Annotated in this window: 23 protein-coding genes; 14 read left to right on the forward strand and 9 right to left on the reverse strand. The window is 54.7% G+C overall.

Annotated elements, in window-relative coordinates:
* Positions 1–167: 167 nt before the first annotated feature.
* The 5 genes from HMF8227_RS14320 to HMF8227_RS14340 are packed head-to-tail and all read left to right on the forward strand — an operon-like array spanning position 168 to position 3,928.
* Positions 168–827 carry a response regulator gene (locus HMF8227_RS14320; RefSeq protein WP_109340834.1) on the forward strand — a complete coding sequence of 220 codons (660 nt, stop codon included), beginning with the start codon at positions 168–170 and terminating at the stop codon, positions 825–827.
* On the forward strand, positions 824–2,125 hold the full coding sequence (locus HMF8227_RS14325; protein ID WP_109340835.1) for an ATP-binding protein: 1,302 nt from the start codon (positions 824–826) through the stop codon (positions 2,123–2,125). The genes HMF8227_RS14320 and HMF8227_RS14325 overlap by 4 nt, the downstream gene beginning before the upstream one ends.
* Positions 2,126–2,128: 3 nt before the next feature.
* Complete coding sequence (locus tag HMF8227_RS14330) at positions 2,129–2,473, forward strand: cupredoxin domain-containing protein (RefSeq protein ID WP_109340836.1); 345 nt, start codon at positions 2,129–2,131, stop codon at positions 2,471–2,473.
* Positions 2,463–3,221, forward strand: a complete 759-nt coding sequence (locus HMF8227_RS14335) for a hypothetical protein (RefSeq protein WP_109340837.1) — start codon at positions 2,463–2,465, stop codon at positions 3,219–3,221. The genes HMF8227_RS14330 and HMF8227_RS14335 overlap by 11 nt, the downstream gene beginning before the upstream one ends.
* A gap of 2 nt (positions 3,222–3,223) precedes the next feature.
* The gene (locus tag HMF8227_RS14340) at positions 3,224–3,928 is read left to right on the forward strand and encodes a hypothetical protein (protein WP_109340838.1); all 705 of its coding nucleotides are present in this window, start codon (positions 3,224–3,226) and stop codon (positions 3,926–3,928) included.
* A 15-nt stretch (positions 3,929–3,943) separates the two neighbouring features.
* On the opposite strand, the gene HMF8227_RS14345 is transcribed toward HMF8227_RS14340, so the two are convergent.
* From HMF8227_RS14345 to HMF8227_RS14380, 8 genes are all read right to left on the reverse strand, one after another.
* Positions 3,944–4,837, reverse strand: coding sequence for an FAD:protein FMN transferase (locus HMF8227_RS14345; RefSeq protein ID WP_239421322.1), 894 nt, complete (start codon positions 4,835–4,837; stop codon positions 3,944–3,946).
* 7 nt (positions 4,838–4,844) lie between these two features.
* On the reverse strand, positions 4,845–6,128 hold the full coding sequence (locus tag HMF8227_RS14350) for a DUF3570 domain-containing protein (protein ID WP_109340839.1): 1,284 nt from the start codon (positions 6,126–6,128) through the stop codon (positions 4,845–4,847).
* Positions 6,119–6,349 (reverse strand): DUF4266 domain-containing protein, encoded by a 231-nt coding sequence (locus HMF8227_RS14355; RefSeq protein WP_109340840.1) that lies wholly within the window; start codon positions 6,347–6,349, stop codon positions 6,119–6,121. The genes HMF8227_RS14350 and HMF8227_RS14355 overlap by 10 nt, the downstream gene beginning before the upstream one ends.
* Positions 6,350–6,351: 2 nt before the next feature.
* Positions 6,352–6,819, reverse strand: coding sequence for a TlpA family protein disulfide reductase (locus HMF8227_RS14360; RefSeq protein ID WP_109340841.1), 468 nt, complete (start codon positions 6,817–6,819; stop codon positions 6,352–6,354).
* A gap of 202 nt (positions 6,820–7,021) precedes the next feature.
* A complete protein-coding gene (locus HMF8227_RS14365) occupies positions 7,022–8,182 on the reverse strand; it encodes a heme biosynthesis HemY N-terminal domain-containing protein (protein ID WP_109340842.1) in 1,161 nt (386 codons plus the stop codon).
* Positions 8,179–10,068 (reverse strand): uroporphyrinogen-III C-methyltransferase, encoded by a 1,890-nt coding sequence (locus tag HMF8227_RS14370; protein WP_109340843.1) that lies wholly within the window; start codon positions 10,066–10,068, stop codon positions 8,179–8,181. The genes HMF8227_RS14365 and HMF8227_RS14370 overlap by 4 nt, the downstream gene beginning before the upstream one ends.
* The gene (gene hemC, locus HMF8227_RS14375; protein ID WP_109340844.1) at positions 10,061–10,987 is read right to left on the reverse strand and encodes a hydroxymethylbilane synthase; all 927 of its coding nucleotides are present in this window, start codon (positions 10,985–10,987) and stop codon (positions 10,061–10,063) included. The genes HMF8227_RS14370 and hemC overlap by 8 nt, the downstream gene beginning before the upstream one ends.
* 51 nt (positions 10,988–11,038) lie before the next feature.
* Positions 11,039–11,707: an alpha/beta hydrolase gene (locus tag HMF8227_RS14380; protein ID WP_109340845.1), complete on the reverse strand. Its 669-nt coding sequence runs from the start codon at positions 11,705–11,707 to the stop codon at positions 11,039–11,041.
* A 94-nt stretch (positions 11,708–11,801) separates the two neighbouring features.
* Here HMF8227_RS14380 and gmk point away from each other — a divergent pair, with 94 nt between their 5' ends.
* The 9 genes from gmk to HMF8227_RS14425 all read left to right on the forward strand — a co-directional run bounded on the left by gmk (position 11,802) and on the right by HMF8227_RS14425 (position 20,181).
* A complete protein-coding gene (gene gmk / locus HMF8227_RS14385; RefSeq protein WP_109340846.1) occupies positions 11,802–12,431 on the forward strand; it encodes a guanylate kinase in 630 nt (209 codons plus the stop codon).
* 86 nt (positions 12,432–12,517) lie between these two features.
* Complete coding sequence (gene rpoZ, locus HMF8227_RS14390) at positions 12,518–12,793, forward strand: DNA-directed RNA polymerase subunit omega (RefSeq protein ID WP_109340847.1); 276 nt, start codon at positions 12,518–12,520, stop codon at positions 12,791–12,793.
* An 86-nt stretch (positions 12,794–12,879) separates the two neighbouring features.
* Positions 12,880–15,003 (forward strand): bifunctional GTP diphosphokinase/guanosine-3',5'-bis pyrophosphate 3'-pyrophosphohydrolase, encoded by a 2,124-nt coding sequence (spoT, locus tag HMF8227_RS14395; RefSeq protein ID WP_109340848.1) that lies wholly within the window; start codon positions 12,880–12,882, stop codon positions 15,001–15,003.
* A 13-nt stretch (positions 15,004–15,016) separates the two neighbouring features.
* Positions 15,017–15,403: a RidA family protein gene (locus HMF8227_RS14400; RefSeq protein WP_109340849.1), complete on the forward strand. Its 387-nt coding sequence runs from the start codon at positions 15,017–15,019 to the stop codon at positions 15,401–15,403.
* A gap of 4 nt (positions 15,404–15,407) precedes the next feature.
* On the forward strand, positions 15,408–16,088 hold the full coding sequence (trmH, locus tag HMF8227_RS14405) for a tRNA (guanosine(18)-2'-O)-methyltransferase TrmH (RefSeq protein ID WP_109340850.1): 681 nt from the start codon (positions 15,408–15,410) through the stop codon (positions 16,086–16,088).
* A gap of 58 nt (positions 16,089–16,146) precedes the next feature.
* Positions 16,147–16,788, forward strand: a complete 642-nt coding sequence (locus HMF8227_RS14410) for a peroxiredoxin-like family protein (protein WP_109340851.1) — start codon at positions 16,147–16,149, stop codon at positions 16,786–16,788.
* Between the two features lie 3 nt (positions 16,789–16,791).
* On the forward strand, positions 16,792–18,870 hold the full coding sequence (gene recG, locus HMF8227_RS14415; protein ID WP_109340852.1) for an ATP-dependent DNA helicase RecG: 2,079 nt from the start codon (positions 16,792–16,794) through the stop codon (positions 18,868–18,870).
* Complete coding sequence (locus HMF8227_RS14420; protein WP_204101066.1) at positions 18,870–19,631, forward strand: class I SAM-dependent methyltransferase; 762 nt, start codon at positions 18,870–18,872, stop codon at positions 19,629–19,631. The genes recG and HMF8227_RS14420 overlap by 1 nt, the downstream gene beginning before the upstream one ends.
* Before the next feature lie 70 nt (positions 19,632–19,701).
* Positions 19,702–20,181, forward strand: coding sequence for a peroxiredoxin (locus tag HMF8227_RS14425; protein WP_109340854.1), 480 nt, complete (start codon positions 19,702–19,704; stop codon positions 20,179–20,181).
* A 60-nt stretch (positions 20,182–20,241) separates the two neighbouring features.
* On the opposite strand, the gene HMF8227_RS14430 is transcribed toward HMF8227_RS14425, so the two are convergent.
* A complete protein-coding gene (locus tag HMF8227_RS14430; RefSeq protein WP_162558619.1) occupies positions 20,242–20,643 on the reverse strand; it encodes a DUF3718 domain-containing protein in 402 nt (133 codons plus the stop codon).
* Positions 20,644–20,706 lie beyond the last annotated feature (63 nt).

The raw sequence follows: 20,706 nt of genomic DNA on the forward strand, positions 1-20,706 counted from the left end.
TACCAAAGGTTTACTCTCAATAAGCTTACGGGACTTACGTTTTTGTCGTCATAAACAGGAAATCTTGTACAAGCTTAAGGCAAACTTAAGCTTGTGCGGTCATACTGGTTAGCACAAGCAGCACAGCACGTCGCTTCCAATAGCAAACCGTCAAAGGAACCAAAACGATGCGAATCTTATTGGTAGAGGATGACTACCCGCTGGCACAGGGGATTAAAACCGCGCTTAAAGGGCAAGGGTTCGCCGTCGATCACCTGACCTCAGGCAAACAGGCTCTGATGGCCTTACAGGACGGCGATGTGGACGCAGCCATACTGGATCTGGGTTTGCCGGACATGGATGGAGTGGATGTACTTAAGAGCCTGCGCCAGAAGAAATCTCCCATTCCGGTACTGGTGCTGACAGCGCGAGACCGGCTGGACGACAGAGTCAGTGGACTGGATGCCGGAGCCGATGATTACCTCGTTAAGCCCTTCGAGATGGAAGAGTTGTTTGCTCGTCTGCGGGTTATCGAGCGGCGGCTCGGCACGGCAAGCACCGGAATTGTGCAGATTGGCCCGGTAACGCTGGATACCACCGCACAACAGGTTACGCTTCAGGAAACCCCCATCCGGCTGTCAAAAAAAGAATATATGTTACTGAAAATCCTGATGGAAAACGCCGGACGCTTCTACTCACGTGAGAAGCTGGAAACCAAACTTTATGAATGGGGCGAGGAAGTAGCCAGTAATGCGGTGGAAGTGCACATTCATAAATTACGCAAAAAGCTGCCGGTAGACTTTATCCAGAATACTCGCGGCATGGGCTACTGCATCCAACCGGCATGATCTCGATTCGCCGTTTCTTACTGGGCCTGCTGCTATCCATTATGACCATTGCGGTATTCTTTGCCGCGATGCAAAGCTACCGCAGTGTGGCGGCTCGCGCCGAGCAGCAAATGGACAAACAACTCAAAACGCTGGCCCAAAGCCTGCTGCGGCTTCCCCCGATCTCCGAACATCGAACCACTGGCTCCGTTGCTCAGGGTATTGCCTTTCAGGTCTGGCAAGACGGCAATCTCGTGTTGCACACCGATAATACACCGGATGTTCCCTTCACCGAACAAACCGGCTACTCCCAGGCCAACTTTGCCCTGCAGCGCTGGCGTGTGTTTGCCACCCATAATGGGCAGCGCAAGGTGTTTGTGGCTCAGCCTATGAATTACCGCTACGAGCTCGCCGAGGAGTTAATGTTAGAAGCTCTGATTCCTCTGGTGGTGATGCTGTTTGTGCTGGCCATCGCTATTTTCCTGGCGGTGGGATATGGCCTCAGGCCGTTAAAACAATTATCCCGGGCTTTGGCACAGCAGGAACCCGGCGACCTGACCCCTTTGCCTGCAGCCCACCAACCCGCCGAGCTAAAACCCGTTATAGAGACGTTAAATAGCCTGATGGCAAGATTGCAACAGGCATTGGAGCGGGAGCGACGCTTCGCTTCTGATGCCGCCCATGAGCTGCGCACGCCGCTGACGGTGCTTAAGGTCGAGCTGTATAACCTCAAACAGCAGGTGGAGGATGTATCAACACTCACATCGATGGAGCAAGGCATTGATCGCATGAGTCATTTGATCGAGCAAATATTGCTACTCAATCGAACCAATCCTGAGCACTTCACTGCCGAGCTAAAAGACCTGGTCGCAAGGCCACTGCTGGAGGCATCCATCGCCCGCTGCCAAAGGCTTTATCAGCACAAACAGCAACACCTTCAACTGCTGGCCGATGATTTTTCCGTCACCGGCGATGAATTCTCTCTCAAGCTGCTGCTGGATAACCTGATTGGCAATGCTTTTAAATATACTCCTGCCCAAGGCACGATACATATTCAGGCAAAACAACAGGGCGAACACGTACTTATTTCTATTGAGGACTCCGGCCCGGGCATACCAGAAGCGCAATATAAGCAGGTGTTTGAACGCTTTTATCGTGTCGGAGGTGACCGCCACCCCTCCGGTGAACCCGGTTGTGGTCTGGGGCTTGCGATTGTGGGGCATATTCTGGAGTTATATCAGGGCCAGTTGCGTTTCTCGCGTTCGCTCTCGCTGGGTGGTTTACGGGTAGACGTTTATTTACCGGCACGGCGAGACTGAACCATGCGATGTTGGTTGGTACTTACTTTTTTATTCACAGCCTCGGCACTGGCCGAGTTACCGCAGGTGGAGCTGCGGTTAAAAGATCATTTGTTTTACCCCTCACTGCTGAAGGTCCCGGCCGGACAAAAGATCAAGCTTAGGGTGCATAACCAGGATGCCACCACCGAGGAGTTTGATAGCTTTGACCTGAACCGGGAAAAAGTCCTGTTTCCTAATAGCAGCACTACCATCTACATCGGCCCTCTATACCCCGGTGAGTATCACTTTTTTGGCGAGTTTAACCCCAACCAGGCTCAGGGAATAATTATTGCACTCCCTGACAAGGAGGTGCCTGATGCTCAGTAGCAGTATTATTCTGTTTCTGCGTGATGCGCTGCCCGTATTTGTGCTGCTCGCTTTTATTGTGGCAATGCTGCAACACCAGCAAGAGCGTCAGGTACGGCGCTGGTTTTCGGCTGCAGTCATTGCCCTGCTGCTTCTGTACCTGTTTATACAGGCAAGCTCGCGGGTGGCTCAGTGGTTTCATGGCCAGGGGCTGGAAGTGTTGCTACTCGCTCTGCGAGCCTGTCAGTTTGGCTTGCTCTACCTGATGCTGATTGGCTGGTGGTTTCGCCGGGCCCGGTTATGGCAATACGCCGCGTTCGTGCTGGCCGTTATTACCGCAGTAATGGAACTGCATGACTCTGCCCTGTACTTTGTGGCCTATTGGCAGCAGGCTCCGGTTGTCGTGCTGCTTGGCACAATTTTGGGTATTACCGTCTGTCTGGCGGTGGCCACACTGGTGCACCTGATGATGACCCTACTATTACAACAGCCCGACAGAGCGCTGGTATGGATTCCGGTAATGCTCTACGGCACCGGCCGGCTCACCGACGCTCTGCCCTTATTAATGCAAGCGGACCTGCTTCCTGCCTCTCCTCCACTATGGCAGTTTCAATCTCTGCTCGCCGATGAGACTGAGCTGGGCTACCTGCTGAATGTGCTGGTAGGCTATCAATCCTCACCGCTTGCCATTCAGGTGCTGGTTTATATTGTCGCGCTGGCTCTCGGCCTGAGCGGCCTGTTTATTCTCAAGCGAAGAGGTCAACCCTGATCATGCGTTATGCTCCGCTATTACTGTTCTCTCTGGGATGCGTTGCTTCTCTGGCCAGGGCCGACGGCTTTGCCGTGGATAAAGTCTATCACCCTTATGTTCTGGCCAATGAAATGGAAGTGGAGTGGCGCTTTACCTCCAGACAGTGGGATGAAGGCAATGTGCTCAATCAGCAACTGGGCTTTGGAAAAGCCATCAGCGATGACTTTGCAGTAGAGCTTTATGCCATTGGCAACCGGGATGAGCACGATGATTTTAGTATCGATGCCTATGAGCTTGAAGGTCGTTGGATGCTTACCGAACAGGGCCAGTACTGGGCTGACTGGGGTATGCTGTTCGAGCTGGAGCGCAGCCATCGAGACAATGAGTGGCGTGCCGCTTCTGGCCTGTTGATGGAAAAAGAGCTGGGTAAGAACAGCCTGACCCTGAATCTATTTTTGGCCTATCCCTGGGGCGATATTGCAGATAAAGAGCTGAAAACCGAGTTTCGCGCTCAGTATCGCTGCCGCTGGATACCAGCACTGCAACCAGCCATTGAGATTTATACCGGCGATGATTTCGTTGGTATTGGGCCTAGCTTGATGGGGCTATGGCGCTACCAAGGGCAGAAGCAACTTAAATACGAATTAGGCTTTATTACCGAAGTCAGTCACAGTGGCGTGGGCAAAGACCACACCCTGCGCTTTGCTCTTGAGTGGGAGTTTTAGCGGTTCGATTAAAGCCTACCGAGAAACCCAAAACGAAACCTGCTGCTGTTTTAAAAACGTTTCCGCCTGCAGGCCTTGAAGCATCGCCAGTGTGGCCAGCAAGCCGGCTTGTGTACAGTGTGCCGTGGCAACAGTGATGGAACGCGGCGCGCCCTCAACCGGATACCCCGTTAAGGGATTCAGGATGTGGCCGTACCTGATTCCGTCTTTCAACAAGTACTTTCGTGCATCGCCACTGGTTGCCAGGCCGCCATGTTGAATCTGCAATACGGCATGCGCTTCATTCTCCCGATCCGGGCTCTCAATCCCGATATGCCAGGGCTGACCAGTTTTACGGGGGCAGGTGACCTGAACATCCCCTCCAAAATTTACCACCACCGACAATCCGGGCGCTTGCTTGAGACATAGGGCCGCAACCCGATCCACGGCGTACTCTTTACCAATACCGCCCAGATCCAACTCCATTCCCTCAGGTACGATGATCGATTCGGTATCAAACTGGATACGACGCCAGCCGATGAGCGGCATTAGCGCTTCAATGTGTTGCGCAGACGGCAGATGATCCGAGCCATCAAACCGCCAGGCCCGACGCAATACGCCAGAGGTAATATCAAACAACCCCTCGCTGAGCCGGTAGCAGGTATTGGCAAACTGCAACAGCTGGTAGGTTTCCTCGTCGATGGCCACCGGTTTCCCCCGACTCTGGTTCACTCGGTACCAGAGGTTATCCTGTCGGTAACGACTGAACTTATGCTCGATACGACGGGTTTCCTTTACCGCCTTTTGCATCAACAAGCGGGCGCGATCGACGTTATCCGTTTCTATCAAGAGCTCACAGGGGCTGGCCATGGCCTCGAAGCGGCCACAGAAGTGGTCACTTCGGGCAGAGAGCTTGAATAAAGGCCCCATTTTCCACCTAAAACCGATAACTGATCTGAGCGATAACGGCATCCACACTGGGGAAGATGTCATCGTCTGTGAGACCACCTGGCAAAGTCACACCCGGGTTTTCCGGGTTTTGCTGATAGTATTCCAGCCGAAAGCGCCACTGATGCCCATTATTCAGTGTTTGGCCGTATTCCAGTCCCAGGGTATAGGCGGTCATATCACCAATACGATAGTCAGCACTTGCAAACTGCGGCAGCATCGCATTGTCTGACAAGTAAGGCTGATAGAACTCGGCGGCGCTTTGTTGATAAAAGCGCACATGGGGCTGCAGATAACTGGTTCCGGACAGGTTCCAGCGAAAACGCGAGTCAATGGTGTGTGACTGTACGTCCCAGTCATCGGTGGCAAAGCGGTAAGACACATCGGCCATACCATAATCAAGGGCGTACTTTGTTCGCCAGTAAATATTATGTCGTGTTCGCGTATCCGGTCGATTCTCGTAGACCAGATCTTGGGGGCGCCCCTGATCGTTAACCACCGACAACACTTTAAAGGGGTCGGTGGTGTAACCATCCACCAGCGATACGCCATAGTTAAGCTGCATCAGCATGCGCCGATTAATGACCTGGGTAACCCCAGCCATGATATCGACGGTGGTTTTATCGTCCGTACCGTCTAAGCGAGTGGCATCAAACGCGCTCTGGTAGGCCTGGTCACTATCGAAGTTGCCCCGGAGCACCATGGAAGACAGCGCAACAGGTCGTCCGCCTTCAGGGTCAATCTGATCAAAGGCATAGGACAACCCGAGACTGACCGTGGTGTTTTTACGATTAAAATCTCGTGCCAGTGAGCCATTAAGCGCCACAGAGCGATAGTCGTACTCGTTGGAAAGATGCACACCTACGCTGCCCTGATAGTCTCGCCATAGCGGTTGAGACCATTGAGCGTTCAACTGCACACGCGTGTCGCGAAAGGTATCATCCAGCGGTGTTTCACCAGACTGGACGTCGTATTGGCCATTACCGGACGGTCGAGTAAACGTTTGTACATTGGGCTGGGCGATGGCGCCATTAGCAGAGGCTCCGGTTAAACCGTCGATCACCAGCTTACCGTTAAAGATGCGCTGATCGCCAAAGTCTTTGCTGGCGTTGAATACGCCTTCAACCGCAGTGACCCGGTCAGTTTCACCATAGTAGAGCAGGGCCGTATCAAACTGCCAGTCTGAATCTTGTTCTGTCGCATGTACCGATGTGCCGAGCAGCGCACAAGTAGCCGCCGCCAAAGCCTGATTAATGGGTTTATTTAGTTGCATCCGCAGCCTCCTCCGGCAAAGGCCCGGCCACCACTGGAACCTTCTTTACTGAAATAAATATGATCGTCCAGCGCCAGATCGACGGCTTCGTTATCCAGCGCCATTTCCTGGCGGGCCAGTTGGTCTCGCTCCCAGGGTTCGACCCCCAGAGACGCACAGGCACTCAACTGCAACGCCAATGCTGCTAACAGTAATTTGCTCACTAAGGGGTTGATTCTCATGGTTATAGTGCCTCGTTGATAAGTGACTGGATCTGTTGTTCGTACTGCTCGGTTTTGGCATTGAAAAAGCCCTGATGGGCGAATCGGATCTCGCCGGACTTGTCGACCAGAAAGCTGCTGGGCATCCCCAGGATGTCGTACTGAGCGGCAATCTCTCCATTGGGGTCATCAACTAAAACGAAGTTGGCAGGATTTGCGTCGAGAAAGGCTTGCTTCTTAGCCTGATCGGCATCCACGTTAATCGCAACAATCACCAGTTGATCGCCGAATTCGTCCTGCATTTGATTCATCCACGGAAAGGAGCGAAGACAGGGAGGACACCAGGACGCCCAGAAATCCACATAAACCACCTTGCCCTTTAGGTCGGTAAGGTGTTGGGGTAACCCCTGTGAAGGCAGAGTAAAGTCAGGCGCGGGCTGAGCAAACGTCGCTGGCACACACAGCCATAGCAATAGAAGGTAAAGGCGCATACAAACAGGCTCTTCTAACGGATGTTGTTAGAAACTATGCCTCGCGTCTCTTAACACAGACTTAAGAATTTAGTCGGGATGGGGTGTTTTAAAAAAATATTGGCGGCCTGCCCCCGGTCAGGCTTTGCCTGTAGGGAGGGAGCAGCACTTTTATGAGAGTGAGCAAGGCAATCAGGCAGCCCCGGGGTATTGGGGCTGCGACTTAACCGTCGAGACTGGCTTTATACAGTTCGAGCGCTTGTTGAGGTTGCTGCAGACGCTCTTTCACCTCGGCCAATAACCGCATATCCTGCGGATCATCACGCAAGGTTAACGCCTTACCCAAGGCCCGGTCAGCCAGCGCCAGATCGCCGGAGCGCATGGCTACGCCGCCCAGCACCGAGAGCAACTCAGCATTGCTGTCGTCCTGTTTGAGCCAGCTTTCCAGTTGCTTTAATGCGTTGACCGGATTGCTCAGACGCAGTTGCCGGTACAACGGCAATAGGGCCGGTTGAGGGCCTTTCTTCTGGAACTCCACCAATAGCTGCTCTGCCTGTTGGTGCAAGCCCTGAGCCATCAGCTGGTCAATGTACGCCGCCTGAAAGGCCACATCCTGGCGCTTAGCACGCGACAAGGCTTGCCAGCGTTGTTGCAGCGAGTGTGCGCCTTCTTTGCTGGCCAGCTCGGCAAACATCCCTTCGGCCGCCAGTTGAGCCCAGGACTGATATTCCTGCAAACCCAGTTGCTTCTTCCAGGATCTAAGCTGCTGCTCTAACTCCTGCCAGCGCCCGGCCTCGGCCAGCGCCTGACACCAGAGTCTGGCTACCTTGGGGTGTGAATGGTGCTTTTCCGGCAACTGTTGCAACTGCTCCAGAGCCGTATCGGGCTTTTTCAGCTGCAATTGCCGCTCGACCAAATGTAGCCTGGCCGCCAGCTCTGAGGCCTTATACTCACAGGCTTGCTGCCACAACGACTCGGCTTTGTCCCAGTCCCCACGACGCACAGCCACCTGAGCCTCGGCGAGCAGGTTAACGCCACTGAACTGGTCGCTTTGCGCCTTAGCCAACTGCTTTTCTGCCTCGGCGAAATTGGCTTCGTCCATCGCCACCAGCCCAAGGGTGAACGCCTTCTTACGGCGGCGACTGGACAGCCCTCCCAGCCAACGTTTGGAGCCGGTTACCAGCCACAGCAGTCGGTGCACCAGCCATTCCAGTAATAAAAAGCCGATGATGCCGCCGATCAGTATGATGCTCAGCGCGATTACGCTCATCTCCACTGTCCAGTGTTCCAGCGCTATCAGGACATACCCTTGATGCCCTAAAAGCGCCGGACCCACCACCAGTCCGGCCAGTAATAATGCGCCCAGTAATAACGCCCGGATCATGATTCCAGCCCCTTAAAGACTCGCTTAACCCGCTGCTCCAATAACTCGGTCAGGGGCTTATCGGCCTTGAGAGATTCCGGGTAGCGGCGTTCCAGCGATACTTGCTGCAATTCAATCAACTGGGTTAAGAACCCGTCGACAGCCGGTGCCTGCATGGCAAAATTCTCTTCCACCAACTGGCGACCATCGGCCAGCGCCTGATGGTACAGGGCCTGTTGCTCCTGTAGTGCCGCCTGCTGGGCCTTTAACAGCACCAGGCGCAGTTGTTCCCGCACCAGCCACTGCTGCTGATTATCCAGCAAGGGTTTGACCTGCTCGGTACGACGGCGCACGGTAATAAAGTCGTCCACAAAGGCGTGCCAGCTTTTGGCCAGATTATCCCGCCAATCGCTGATCGAGCTGGTTACCTCGGCCTGAACGGAAGTATCGACCGGGTCCGGCAATACCACCTGATCCAAGGGTAAATCCTGCACCGATTTCACCAAGGCGCCCAGCTTTAAGGCCACCTCGGTCAGAGACTGGTTGTTAAGCTGTTGCAGCTGCTGAATATCTTCGGCCAGCTTCTCACGAATGGGGATCAGGCTGGCATCATCCAGCTGTGCCAAACGTTGATCTGCGGCGGCCAGCATGGTGACGGCCGTTTTTACATCATGCTCCAGCCATAATTTACGCCCGGCAATGTTTACCAGGTAATCGGCCTCGGCCAGAATCCAGTCATTGGGGCGGCGGCCGACCACTTCTTCTAAATAGCGGTCATGGGTCTGCACCGAAGACTTCAGTTGCTCAAGCTGCTCTTCAACCTCACCGGCTTGCTGCTGCCAGTCTTGCCCCTGGTTATCCAGACGCTGTTTTAGCTGCTCTACCTGCTGATTCACCAGGCGCCCTTGCTGTTGCTGCTGTCGCGTTACCTGCTTTTCTACCTGAGACAGCAGCTGTGCCTTTTCATCCTGCCACTGTTGCCAGAACTGCCAGCCAAAGAATGCGGCCGCTCCCAGAGCCCCAAGCAGTACAATATTCAGTATGCCCAGCAGCCAGCCACCCAAGCTGCTGCTTTTGGTGGTGGGTTCCTCGCGGTGAAACGGTTCAGCCACAGGCTGAGTCTGTTCGGGTTGGGTCTCAGGGGTTGAGGTGTGTTCTTCGGCCATGAACTCAGACTCCAAATATGCTGTTGCCGCGCCTGTCAGGGCATCGTCGGTGGCGTTGTCACTGACGGTTACAGAATTAACACCACGCTGTTGTAATTGATTGGCTAACCGCTCGCTGACCACAATCCAGTGCAGCCTGGCCAGCCAGGATGCGTCGAAACGCTCAAAAGCAGCATCGATCAGTTCGCCACTGGTAGCAATAATGCATCGAATCTGGTCTTTTTGCCACTTATCGCTTGGCTCTGCTTCGGGATTCGGCTTACGCCGATAGAGATCAAAGCTGGTTAGCTCAGCGCCTCGTTGCTCAAGGGTCTCAGCCAGCAATTGTCGGCCGCCTTCGCCTTTTAACAACAGCACCGGCTTGCCCTCCAACTGGCTCAACTCCGGCAGAGCCAGTAAGCCTTCCGAGGTTTGCGGCTCGGGATGGGTAGCGTCAATGCCCAGGTCTTGCAGCGCCTTGGCCGTGCTCTGGCCTACCGCCAGCACCACATCCTGATTCCAGTCCCGGTCTGCCAACAGGGATTCGGCGTATCGCACCGCCTCGGTACTGGTCAGGATCAGGATCACCGGCGATTCCAGCGTGTTCATACAGGATGACAACGCCTGCAACTGCTCGTCTGCCGGTTCAGTCGTGATCAGCGGTAAGCCCACGACGTTCAGACCTGCCGACTTCATAGCTTCGACACTGCGCTGGCACTTGGCCTCAGGGCGCAGCAGCAAAAATTCCGGTAACTTACTCATAAAGCCGCTCTAGAATTGCGCCAGCACCCTGATTAAGCAGGTCCTCGGCCACCTCAACGCCCAGCCGGGCCGCTTGTTGGCGTGGGCCGCGTCGCTCGGCTGTCAGCATCTGACTGCCATCCGGCTCACCCACAAGCCCCCGCAGCCACAGTTCCTCTCCCTCCAACAGGGCAAAACTGCCAATAGGCACCTGGCATCCTCCTTCCAGTCGCTGGTTCATGGCTCTTTCAGCCCGCACCCGCGTCGCTGTATCGTGGTGGTTAAGGGGTTTGAGCAGTTCAATCAGTTCACTGTCGTCATTACGACACTCAATGCCCACCGCGCCCTGTCCCACCGCGGGCAGGGAATCTTCCGGCGCGATAAAGTCGCGAATGCGATCCGCCATGCCTAACCGGATAAGGCCCGCCGAGGCCAGGATAATGGCGTGGTACTGGCCCTCATCCAGTTTAGCCAGCCGGGTATTCACATTGCCGCGCAAATCTTTAACGATCAATTCGGGAAAGTGCGCCTTCAACTGGCACTGTCGCCTTAAGCTAGACGTCCCCACCACGCTGCCCGCAGGGAGATCGTTCAAACAGGCAAAATCATTGGATACAAAGGCATCGCGCGGGTCTTCGCGCTCACAGATCGCATGCAGACCAAATTCGTCCGGGAAGGCCACCGGTACGTCCTTCATCGAATGCACCGCAATATCGGCCCGACCTTCGAGCATGGCGACCTCCAGCTCTTTGATAAATAAGCCCTTACCACCGATCTTGGCCAGGGGCGTATCCAGAATCCGATCGCCCTGAGTACTCATCGGCACGAGTTCCACATTAAGTCCCGGGTGGGCCCGCTCTAAGGCTTGCTGTACGTATTCGGCCTGCCAAAGGGCCAGGGCACTTTTGCGGGTAGCGATGCGGATAGTTCTATCGGTCATGATACGTCCGTTGGTAAGCTCTTAATCTCTGGTCAATATAACACAGGCCCATCAGGCCAGTCGCTGCTGAAGCCAGGCCGAGATGGCCTGAATTTCATCAGCGCAAACATTGTGCTGCATGGGGTAGTCCTGCCACTGCACGGCATAGCCAAGTTCGCTGAGCTTGTCAGCCCCAGTCTTACCTAACGCACAGGGAATCACTTCATCATAGAGCCCATGGGCGGTGAAGATCGGCGTGCTTTTATTGGCTTCGCTGGCTTCATCGTCGAGAGTCGGAACTTCGGTGAGATAAGTCGATAATGCCAATATACCGCCTAAAGGCTGGTCAAACCGCAGTCCCAGATGGTAGGCAATGACGCCGCCCTGAGAGAAGCCGGCCAGAATGACCCGTTTGGAGTCGATGCCTTGCTCGATTTCGGTCTCGATCAGCTGTTTCACCTGCTGCGCCGATTCGCGTACACCCTGACTGTCAGCGCGCTGATTAAAGTCCAGAGACTTGATGTCATACCAGGCTCGCATGGGCATACCATTATTAATGGTCACCGGGCGCACCGGCGCATGAGGAAACACAAAGCGCACCGACATCGACGTAGGCAGCTTGAGTTCAGGGACGATGGGAGCAAAGCCGTTGCCCGAATCGCCCAAACCATGAAGCCATACCACCACCGCATCGTGGGGTTTATCGGGATTTACATCCACATAAGGAAGCAGTTCCTGCATGAGTACCTCAGTTCTGTTGCGGCCATAAGCCGTACTTGAAAATCATTCTGCCAATTATGCTAACATTGCGGCTTTGGGGCTACACGTAAAAACCATGACGCAGATCACCGGCAACCTATTTATCCTTGCGGCACCCTCGGGGGCCGGAAAATCCAGTTTGATTCGCGCTTTGCTAACCAAGCATCACCACGGCGACTTGTGCCCATCGGTCAGTCACACCACTCGTGCCCCCCGGCCCGGCGAGGTAGACGGCGAACACTATCACTTTGTCAGCAAGGCCGAATTTGAAGCCATGATCGAACGCGGAGACTTCTTCGAGTGGGCAAAGGTGTTTGATAATTATTATGGCACGTCCAAAGCCGCCATTGATCAGACGCTTGAGCAGGGCAAAGATGTACTTTTAGATATCGACTGGCAGGGCGCCAGACAGGTAAAAGCTCAGCGACCGGATACTGCCACCATTTTTATTGCGCCGCCATCAGCTGAGGCATTGCGTGAGCGCCTTAAGAACCGACAGCAAGACTCTGATGAGGTCATCGAACAGCGCATGACCAAAGCCAAAGCCGAAATTTCCCACTACGACGAGTTCGATTATATCGTCGTCAATGACGACTTCGACACCGCTTTAAAAGATATCGAACATATTGTCTTTGGTCAGCGGCTGCGCGGTCATCAACAGCGTCAGCGTCACCGCACCCTGTTTGAAGCCTTGTTAGGCGGCTGAAAGATCCTCGCCAGATCTTCCCAAAGCCGGTAAAACTGATTAAACTATGTGCCCTTTTTTGATAACCACGCCCATGGAGATTGTGTATGGCTCGCGTAACCGTTGAAGATGCAGTAGATAAAGTTGGCAACCGTTTCGATTTGGTTCTGGTTGCGGCACGTCGTGCGCGACAGATCGCCATCGAAGGCAAAGACCCACTGGTAGAAACCGAAAATGACAAGCCCACAGTCATCGCCCTGCGCGAGCTGGAGCAAGAGCTGGTCACCGCCGAAACCATGGACGCCGAAGCGGCTCGTGAGAAAGAGCAACAGGAACAGGCTGAGTACCAGTCCATCGCCAATATCGTGTCCGATCAGGAATAAACACGGCGGCTGGCACGCCAGCCGTTGGCAACGCCCCCATTTCGCCTTATTCTAGGTGGTAAATACCATTAAGTTTTAAGCCGTTTGTGTATCTATTCGAAGGTCTGAAACAGAAAGTCAGCGCATTTCTTCCGCAGGACCAGGTCGCTGAGGTCCAACAGGCCTTTGTGGTGGCGCGGGATGCACACGACGGACAGATGCGCTCCAGTGGCGACCCATACATTACCCACCCTGTGGCCGTGGCCGGCATTCTGGCCGATATGCGGCTGGACCATGAAACCCTGATGGCAGCACTGCTGCACGATGTTATCGAAGACACCGAGCTGGATAAGCCGGATCTGGCCGATAAGTTCGGCGACACAGTAGCCGATTTGGTGGAAGGGGTCAGCAAACTGGATAAGATCCAGTTTCGCAGCAAGAAAGAAGCCCAGGCGGAAAACTTTCGCAAGATGGTCATGGCCATGACTCAGGACATTCGCGTGATCCTGATTAAGCTGGCCGACCGCACCCACAATATGCGAACTCTGGGCGCATTGAGGCCCGATAAGCGTCGCCGTATCGCCCGCGAAACCCTTGAGATCTATGCCCCCATCGCCCACCGCCTGGGTATACATGACATTAAAAACGAGCTGGAAGATCTCGGCTTTCAGGCCATGTATCCGATGCGCTACCGGGCACTGAAGTCCGCCGTGCGGCAGGCCCGGGGCAATCGTAAGGAAGTGATCGAAAACACCCGCCAGGAAATCGAGAACCGCCTGCAGGATAACGGCATTGTGGCGGAAGTCCTGGGCCGGGAGAAACACCTCTATTCCATCTACCGCAAGATGCGCAATAAAGAGCTGATGTTCAACGAAGTGATGGACATCTATGCCTTTCGCCTGATCGTTAAAGATGTGGACGCCTGTTACCGGGCCCTGGGGGCCATGCACGGCCTGTATAAGCCTATCGAGGGCCGCTTCAAAGACTATGTGGCGATCCCGCGTACCAATGGTTACCAGTCCCTGCATACCTCACTGGTAGGCATGCACGGTATCCCGGTGGAGATCCAGATCCGCACCGACGAAATGGACCAGATGGCCGATAAAGGCGTAGCCGCTCACTGGTTGTATAAACAACCGGACGACAGTAAGGGCAACACAGCCCAGGTCCGGGCCAGAAAATGGATGCAGTCACTGCTGGAGCTGCAACAAAGCGCCAGCACCTCGGTGGAGTTTATTGAAAACGTCAAAACCGACCTGTTCCCGGACGAAATCTACGTTTTTACCCCCGATGGACGTATTATTGAGCTGCCGATGGGGGCAACACCGGTGGATTTTGCCTATGCGGTACATTCCGATGTGGGCAACGCCTGCGTGGGGGTTCGGGTAGACCGACGCACTTACTCGCTCAACAAGCCGCTGGAAAACGGCCAGTCGGTAGAAATCATTACCTCTCCGCGAGCCAAACCTAACGCCAGCTGGCTCAACTTTGTTGTCAGCGCCAAGGCCCGTTCCTATATTCGCCAATACCTGAAAAAACAGCGCTCTCAGGAAGCCATTAACATGGGCAACCGCCTGCTGCGTCATGCTCTGGGTCACGTTAAACTCGATGAAATTCCTCAGGCCGACATTGACCGCGTAGTGGCGGAAACTAAGCACGACGACTTCTCAGAATTACTGGCCGATATTGGCCTTGGCAATGAATTGAGTGCCATTGTCGCGCGTCGTCTGCTCGGCGACACCGAGTCCAAAGCCACCGAAGCATCCCGTAAGCAAGTAGCTATCAAGGGTACCGAAGGCTTGTTGGTTGGCTACGGCCGCTGCTGTCACCCCATTCCTGGCGACGAGATCATCGCGGTTCTCAGCCCGGGTAAGGGCATGACCATTCACCAGGGCGGTTGTCGTAATATTCGCAAGCTCAGCAGAGAAGAACCACACCGCGTCCTGCCCATGCACTGGCAGGACGAAGTGCAGGGTGAATTTAAGGCCTCACTGCGTATCGAACTGATGAACCGTCAGGGCACCCTGGCGAAACTCACCAGCACCATTGCTGCCAGCGAATCCGACATCGTCGGCTTACAAACCGAAGAAAAAGAAGGCAGCCTTTATTTTATCGACCTGGAATTGACCACTACTGACCGCATCCATCTGGCCAACATCATGCGACGCATTCGCGCCATGCCAGAGGTGCACAAGGTCTCTCGTCACAGTCAATCCAAACAACATGTGTAAGGAATAAGCTCTTATGTCTAAGTCTGTTATCCATACTGACAAGGCACCTGCCGCTATTGGTCCCTATAGCCAGGCGGTGAAGGCCGGCACCACGGTTTATCTGTCCGGTCAGATCCCTCTGGTCCCCGAGACCATGGAAATGGTTTCCGAGGATTTCACCGAACAGGCCCAACAGGTGTTTCGTAATGTCCAGGCCGTTTGTGAAGCGGCAGGCGGCACGACGGACGACCTTACCAAGGTCAACATCTATATGACCGATCTGGGCAATTTCGCCACCGTTAACGACATTATGGTCCAGTATTTTAAACAGCCTTTCCCAGCCCGGGCGGCTATTGGCGTTAAGGAATTGCCCAAAGGCGCCCAAATTGAAATCGACGGTATGATGGAGTTGCCGGAATAACGCTATGACCCCACAGCGTTACCAGCGCATGCGTGAGATGCTGGCTAAGCGACAGCCAGATCTCACCATCTGCCTGGAAGAGGTGCATAAAACCCATAACCTATCGGCCATGATCCGCAATTGTGATGCTGTCGGCGTGCACTACGCTCACGTAGTCTGGCCCCGCAATGAACGCATACGTCGGGGTACCTCGGTGGGAGCGCAAAACTGGGTAAGAGTGCAAGGCCATGAGCGGATAGACGATGCCGTCAATGCCATGCGCGCTCAGGATATGCAGGTTCTGGTAACCCATCTGTCCGACGAGGCCTGCGATTTTCGCGAAATCGACTACACCCGCCCCACCGGCATTATCTTTGGGCAGGAAAAATACGGCGCGACCGAACAGGCCATCGCCCTGGCCGACCAGGAAATCGTGATTCCGATGCTGGGCATGGTGCAATCACTGAATGTCTCGGTAGCCTCTGCTCTCATCCTCTACGAAGCGCAACGTCAGCGGGAGAAGGCCGGTCTCTATGATCATCCCCGCCTGGATGAAACCGAATGCCAGCGGATCTTATTTGAAGGCGGTCACCCTCAGCTTACCGAACGCTGCCGCCAGAAAGGTCTGCCTTATCCGGCCATCAACGAACAAGGCGATGTGGAAGCCGACACCCAGTGGTGGCAAAGGATGCAATCCCCCGGGTGATGAAATAACTGAGGCAGCGTCCCGGTCTGAAGCAGGCACTCATAACTAAGGAACCACCATGCGTTTAATCATATCAGTACTCTTTTGTGCCACCCTGGCGTTCAGCTCTCATAGTTTTTCCTTTGACCGGAGTCAGGTTGCTGTAGCCCCGGAGCACGTTTCGCCGCTGCTTAACGGCCAGACCGTCCCCGATGCCAACCTCACAACCCTGACCGGAGCGGAAGTCAGCCTGCGCGACGTTGTGCAACAAAAACCTACGGTAATACTTTTTTATCGCGGTGGATGGTGCCCTTACTGTAATGCCCAACTGGCCGAGTTTGCCAAGGTGGAACAGCAAATCGCCGATCTGGGTTATCAAATCCTGGCCGTATCGCCAGAAACGCCCGAGCGGCTCAGACAGCAGTCCTTTGACACCGGGTACGGTGCCACCCTGCTGTCCGATCACGACCTGGATGTGATCCGCGCCTTCGGACTGGCGTTCTTCCTGGACGATAAAACTGCCCAGCGCTATCGCGAGGCTAAGGGCAATGTATTTGCCACACTTCCGAGCGATAACCGCATCGTATTACCGGTCCCTGCGGCCTATATCATCGATACACAGGGTCTTATCCGATTCCAGTACGTCAATCCCAACTACAAAGTGCGGGTTTCACCGCAATTGATGTATCATGCGGCCAAAGAGGCACTCGAGCAAGACTAAGGAATGCAGCAAGCACTGGCGCAAACCCCGGTAACCGCGTTAAAAGGCGTGGGCAGTAAGGTAGCAGAAAAGCTGGCCAAGCTGGGGCTAGCGACGGTGCAGGATGTGCTGTTCCACCTGCCGCTGCGCTACGAAGACCGAACCCGTATCTACCCGGTATCTGACTTGCTGCCCGGCATTCATGCCAGTGTGGAAGCCGAGGTCATGCAGGCCGACATTCAGTTTGGCCGCCGCCGGATGTTGGTAGTACGGGTCTCCGACGGCAGTGGCACCCTAACCTTACGCTTCTTCCATTTTGGCGCAGCGCAAAAAAACAGTTTTGTGCCCGGCGCACGTCTGCGCTGCTTCGGCGAAGTGCGCCGGGGACGGCACGGGCTGGAAATGGCCCACCCGGAATACCGGATGCTGACGGACAACGACACTGCCGCACTGGATGACAGCTATACCCCCGTTTATCCCACCACAGAGGGCCTGAAACAAATCAGCCTTCGCAACCTAAGCGAGCAGGCGCTGAAGATGCTGGATAAGGGGGCCTTAGCGGAGCTACTTCCTGACGGCTTTTATGATCAACAGATGACTCTGGCCCAGGCACTGCATCTGGTGCACCGGCCCGGGGCCGATGTCAGCCTGGAACAATTGGAAAATGGCCTACACCCGGCGCAAAAGCGCTTGATTCTGGAAGAGTTGCTGGCCCATCATCTGAGCGTGTTAAAGCTGCGTCAGACCACGGGACAGTTCGATGCCTATTCGCTGACTGAGTCTCCCAGTCTCCTGAGTGAACTCCTCACTCGCTTGCCGTTTTCCCCGACTGGCGCACAGCAGCGGGTGTATCAGGAGATCCAGGCCGACTTTGCCAAGCCTCATCCCATGATGCGATTGGTGCAGGGTGATGTCGGCTCCGGTAAAACCCTGGTAGCGGCCATGGCAGCGCTCAGCGCCATTGGCAATGGTTATCAGGTGGCCATGATGGCCCCCACGGAGCTGTTGGCCGAACAACACGCCAATAACTTCGCCCAGTGGCTGACGCCCCTGGGGATCACCGTGGGCTGGCTGGGCGGTAAGCTTAAAGGCAAAGCCAGGCAGAAACTCCTCGAACAACTCGCCGGTGGCGAGTGTCAGTTTGTTGTTGGCACCCATGCCTTGTTTCAGGATGACGTGGCCTTTAGCAAGCTGGCGCTGGTGATCATCGACGAGCAGCACCGCTTTGGAGTCCACCAGCGTCTGGCGCTAAGAGAAAAGGGCCAGAACAGCCAATCCGCGCCTCATCAGCTGATTATGACCGCCACACCCATTCCCCGAACTCTGGCAATGACCGCCTATGCGGATCTCGACATCTCGATCATTGACGAGTTGCCTCCAGGGCGTACACCGGTGAAGACCGTCGCCATACCCGATACCCGCCGCGAAGAAGTGATCGAGCGGGTTCGCCAGGCCTGCCAGAATGAGCGGCGACAGGTGTATTGGGTTTGTACCCTGATTGAAGAGTCCGATGTGCTTCAGTGTCAGGCCGCCGAGGACACCGCCGAGATCCTAAAACAGGCGTTGCCAGAGTTGTCGGTAGGATTAGTTCATGGCCGCCTGAAAGCCGCTGAAAAACAACAGATTATGCAGGCCTTTAAGGATAATGAGCTGGATTTATTGGTGGCCACGACGGTCATAGAAGTTGGGGTGGATGTGCCCAATGCCAGCTTGATGGTGATTGAAAATCCGGAGCGTCTGGGGCTGGCTCAGCTGCATCAGTTACGAGGCCGGGTGGGGCGAGGCGCTGTAGAGAGCCACTGCGTGTTGATGTATCAGGCGCCGCTGTCCAAGACCGCCAGTATGCGGCTGGGCGTGCTGCGCCAAAGCAACGATGGTTTTTACATCGCCCAGCAGGACTTGGAAATCCGCGGCCCGGGAGAGCTCCTGGGAACGCGCCAAACCGGGCTGGCCAATTTGAAGATCGCCGACTTGGTACGCGACGCCCATTTGATTCCCCAGGTGCAAGAGTTGGCACAACGGCTATGGCAATCCCACCCGGCCCATGCCCAGGCCATGATCAACCGCTGGCTGCCCTATCGCGAAAACTACGGACACGCCTGATGACCATACCATTGTGTTATCTGGACCCCGCGCTCACTCAACAGGCGACACAGCTCGCCGAGCGATGGAGTCTTCCTGTTAATAAGAATGCAGATTCTGGTTTGGTACTGTGGCTGGATGCGCAAGGTCTGGCGTTGAAAACACTGGATGACGCTAAAATGGGCGCTGTACGGGTGAACTTTGCCAGCGAACAGATGCAATGGCGACGCCAGCATGGCGGTGGCAAAAAAGAGAGCCTGGCCCGGGCAGTAGGTCTGAAGGGCAACGCCCGGCCCAGCGTACTGGATGCCACCGCAGGCCTTGGCCGGGATGGTTTTCTACTGGCTTCCTTAGGCTGCACCGTCACCATGCTGGAACGCACCCCTGAGGTGGCGGCCTTATTGGATGATGGCCTGAAGCGCGCCTGCGAACAACCCGAATTAGCCACCTGGCTGCCAGGACGACTGACATTAATTCCAACGAGTGCGTTCGAGATTTTCCAAAAGACGAAACGGGCCTTCGACGTTGTCTATCTGGACCCCATGTTTCCCCATCGCAAGAAGTCGGCGCTGGTGAAAAAAGAAATGCGCCTGTTCCAACAACTGTTAGGTCCGGACGAGGACGCCGATGCCTTGCTCCATCCCGCCTTGCAGCTGGCCAGCCAACGAGTCGTGGTCAAGCGGCCCACCGGGGCGCCTTATCTGGCCGGTGAGAAGCCGGATGTGGAAATGAAGGGTAAGGCCAATCGGTTTGATATTTATCTTATTGCCAATCGTAATTGACCCAGATAGCCACTATCCTAGTAGACAGAGATGTTATCTTAACGTTGATACAACGGACCAAGGAGTAAACATGATTAAACAAGGTGATAAGATTCCCGCCGCCGAGCTGACCGTGCGTCGTAATGATGACAATCAGACGCTAAAAACAGAACAGCTGTTCTCCAATAAGAAAGTGGTGCTTTTTGCGGTGCCAGGTGCCTTTACACCCACCTGCTCCAACACCCACTTACCCGGCTATGTGGTCAAAGCCGATGACATTAAGGCTAAAGGTGTGGATGACATTATTTGCGTCTCCACCAACGACATCTTTGTCTTGAATGCCTGGGGCGAGCAGCAAAACGCCGACGCTATTACCATGGCCGCCGATGGTGATGCCAGCTTTACCAAAGCACTGGGTCTGGATATGGACACCGGTTCTTTTGGTGGCGTGCGCTCACAGCGCTATTCCATGCTGGTGGAGAACGGTGAGGTGAAACACCTGAACGTGGAGGCACCGGGCAAATTTGAGGTCAGTGATGCCGACACCATGCTTAAATTACTCAGTGAGTAGTGGATAGACACAAAAAAAGGCGCTGATTTAGCGCCTTTTTTCATATCGCTTCGATGAAACTTAGTCTGTATTCAGACGGTCGATCAGCGCTACACCGATGGGCGTTTTCAGGTGACCGTTTTGGTCTGCCCACTGCTCGATAGTCAGGCCATCGGCTTCTTTTTGTTGCAAATCACTGCGCGACATTGCCTTAATAATGTACTCGCCCACATCGTGAGAGGCGTTGGTCATGGCATAACGCAACAGGCTCATGTCTGAGCATTTGATGCCAGTGTAATAGTCACCCATTCGCAGGCTGTACTCGCGACGGATGTTACGCATCTTCTTACGAAGCTCGGATTTGTCGTTATTCTTAACGATCAGACAAATGTTCTGCAGGTCGTCCTCAATAGCAGCTGAAGCTGGCATAGCAACGGAAGCAGCCAACAGTGCCGCAGCCGCAAATCCTAATTTTTTACCCATGATAGTGACCCTTATTCGGTGAATTCGGGCGTTATAATAGTTCATACTCAACAGATGGCAAGT

The sequence above is a fragment of the Saliniradius amylolyticus genome (genome assembly GCF_003143555.1).
GTDB lineage: Bacteria > Pseudomonadota > Gammaproteobacteria > Enterobacterales > Alteromonadaceae > Saliniradius > Saliniradius amylolyticus.

What these genes read in the sequence shown, in the direction of transcription:
- HMF8227_RS14320 (WP_109340834.1), top strand. Translation starts at nt 168, where the DNA reads ATGCGAATCTTATTGGTAGAGGATGACTACCCGCTGGCACAGGGGATT.
- HMF8227_RS14325 (WP_109340835.1), top strand. Translation starts at nt 824, where the DNA reads ATGATCTCGATTCGCCGTTTCTTACTGGGCCTGCTGCTATCCATTATG.
- HMF8227_RS14330 (WP_109340836.1), top strand. Translation starts at nt 2,129, where the DNA reads ATGCGATGTTGGTTGGTACTTACTTTTTTATTCACAGCCTCGGCACTG.
- HMF8227_RS14335 (WP_109340837.1), top strand. Translation starts at nt 2,463, where the DNA reads ATGCTCAGTAGCAGTATTATTCTGTTTCTGCGTGATGCGCTGCCCGTA.
- HMF8227_RS14340 (WP_109340838.1), top strand. Translation starts at nt 3,224, where the DNA reads ATGCGTTATGCTCCGCTATTACTGTTCTCTCTGGGATGCGTTGCTTCT.
- HMF8227_RS14345 (WP_239421322.1), bottom strand. Translation starts at nt 4,837, where the DNA reads ATGGGGCCTTTATTCAAGCTCTCTGCCCGAAGTGACCACTTCTGTGGC.
- HMF8227_RS14350 (WP_109340839.1), bottom strand. Translation starts at nt 6,128, where the DNA reads ATGCAACTAAATAAACCCATTAATCAGGCTTTGGCGGCGGCTACTTGT.
- HMF8227_RS14355 (WP_109340840.1), bottom strand. Translation starts at nt 6,349, where the DNA reads ATGAGAATCAACCCCTTAGTGAGCAAATTACTGTTAGCAGCATTGGCG.
- HMF8227_RS14360 (WP_109340841.1), bottom strand. Translation starts at nt 6,819, where the DNA reads ATGCGCCTTTACCTTCTATTGCTATGGCTGTGTGTGCCAGCGACGTTT.
- HMF8227_RS14365 (WP_109340842.1), bottom strand. Translation starts at nt 8,182, where the DNA reads ATGATCCGGGCGTTATTACTGGGCGCATTATTACTGGCCGGACTGGTG.
- HMF8227_RS14370 (WP_109340843.1), bottom strand. Translation starts at nt 10,068, where the DNA reads ATGAGTAAGTTACCGGAATTTTTGCTGCTGCGCCCTGAGGCCAAGTGC.
- hemC (WP_109340844.1), bottom strand. Translation starts at nt 10,987, where the DNA reads ATGACCGATAGAACTATCCGCATCGCTACCCGCAAAAGTGCCCTGGCC.
- HMF8227_RS14380 (WP_109340845.1), bottom strand. Translation starts at nt 11,707, where the DNA reads ATGCAGGAACTGCTTCCTTATGTGGATGTAAATCCCGATAAACCCCAC.
- gmk (WP_109340846.1), top strand. Translation starts at nt 11,802, where the DNA reads ATGACGCAGATCACCGGCAACCTATTTATCCTTGCGGCACCCTCGGGG.
- rpoZ (WP_109340847.1), top strand. Translation starts at nt 12,518, where the DNA reads ATGGCTCGCGTAACCGTTGAAGATGCAGTAGATAAAGTTGGCAACCGT.
- HMF8227_RS14400 (WP_109340849.1), top strand. Translation starts at nt 15,017, where the DNA reads ATGTCTAAGTCTGTTATCCATACTGACAAGGCACCTGCCGCTATTGGT.
- trmH (WP_109340850.1), top strand. Translation starts at nt 15,408, where the DNA reads ATGACCCCACAGCGTTACCAGCGCATGCGTGAGATGCTGGCTAAGCGA.
- HMF8227_RS14410 (WP_109340851.1), top strand. Translation starts at nt 16,147, where the DNA reads ATGCGTTTAATCATATCAGTACTCTTTTGTGCCACCCTGGCGTTCAGC.
- recG (WP_109340852.1), top strand. Translation starts at nt 16,792, where the DNA reads ATGCAGCAAGCACTGGCGCAAACCCCGGTAACCGCGTTAAAAGGCGTG.
- HMF8227_RS14420 (WP_204101066.1), top strand. Translation starts at nt 18,870, where the DNA reads ATGACCATACCATTGTGTTATCTGGACCCCGCGCTCACTCAACAGGCG.
- HMF8227_RS14425 (WP_109340854.1), top strand. Translation starts at nt 19,702, where the DNA reads ATGATTAAACAAGGTGATAAGATTCCCGCCGCCGAGCTGACCGTGCGT.
- HMF8227_RS14430 (WP_162558619.1), bottom strand. Translation starts at nt 20,643, where the DNA reads ATGGGTAAAAAATTAGGATTTGCGGCTGCGGCACTGTTGGCTGCTTCC.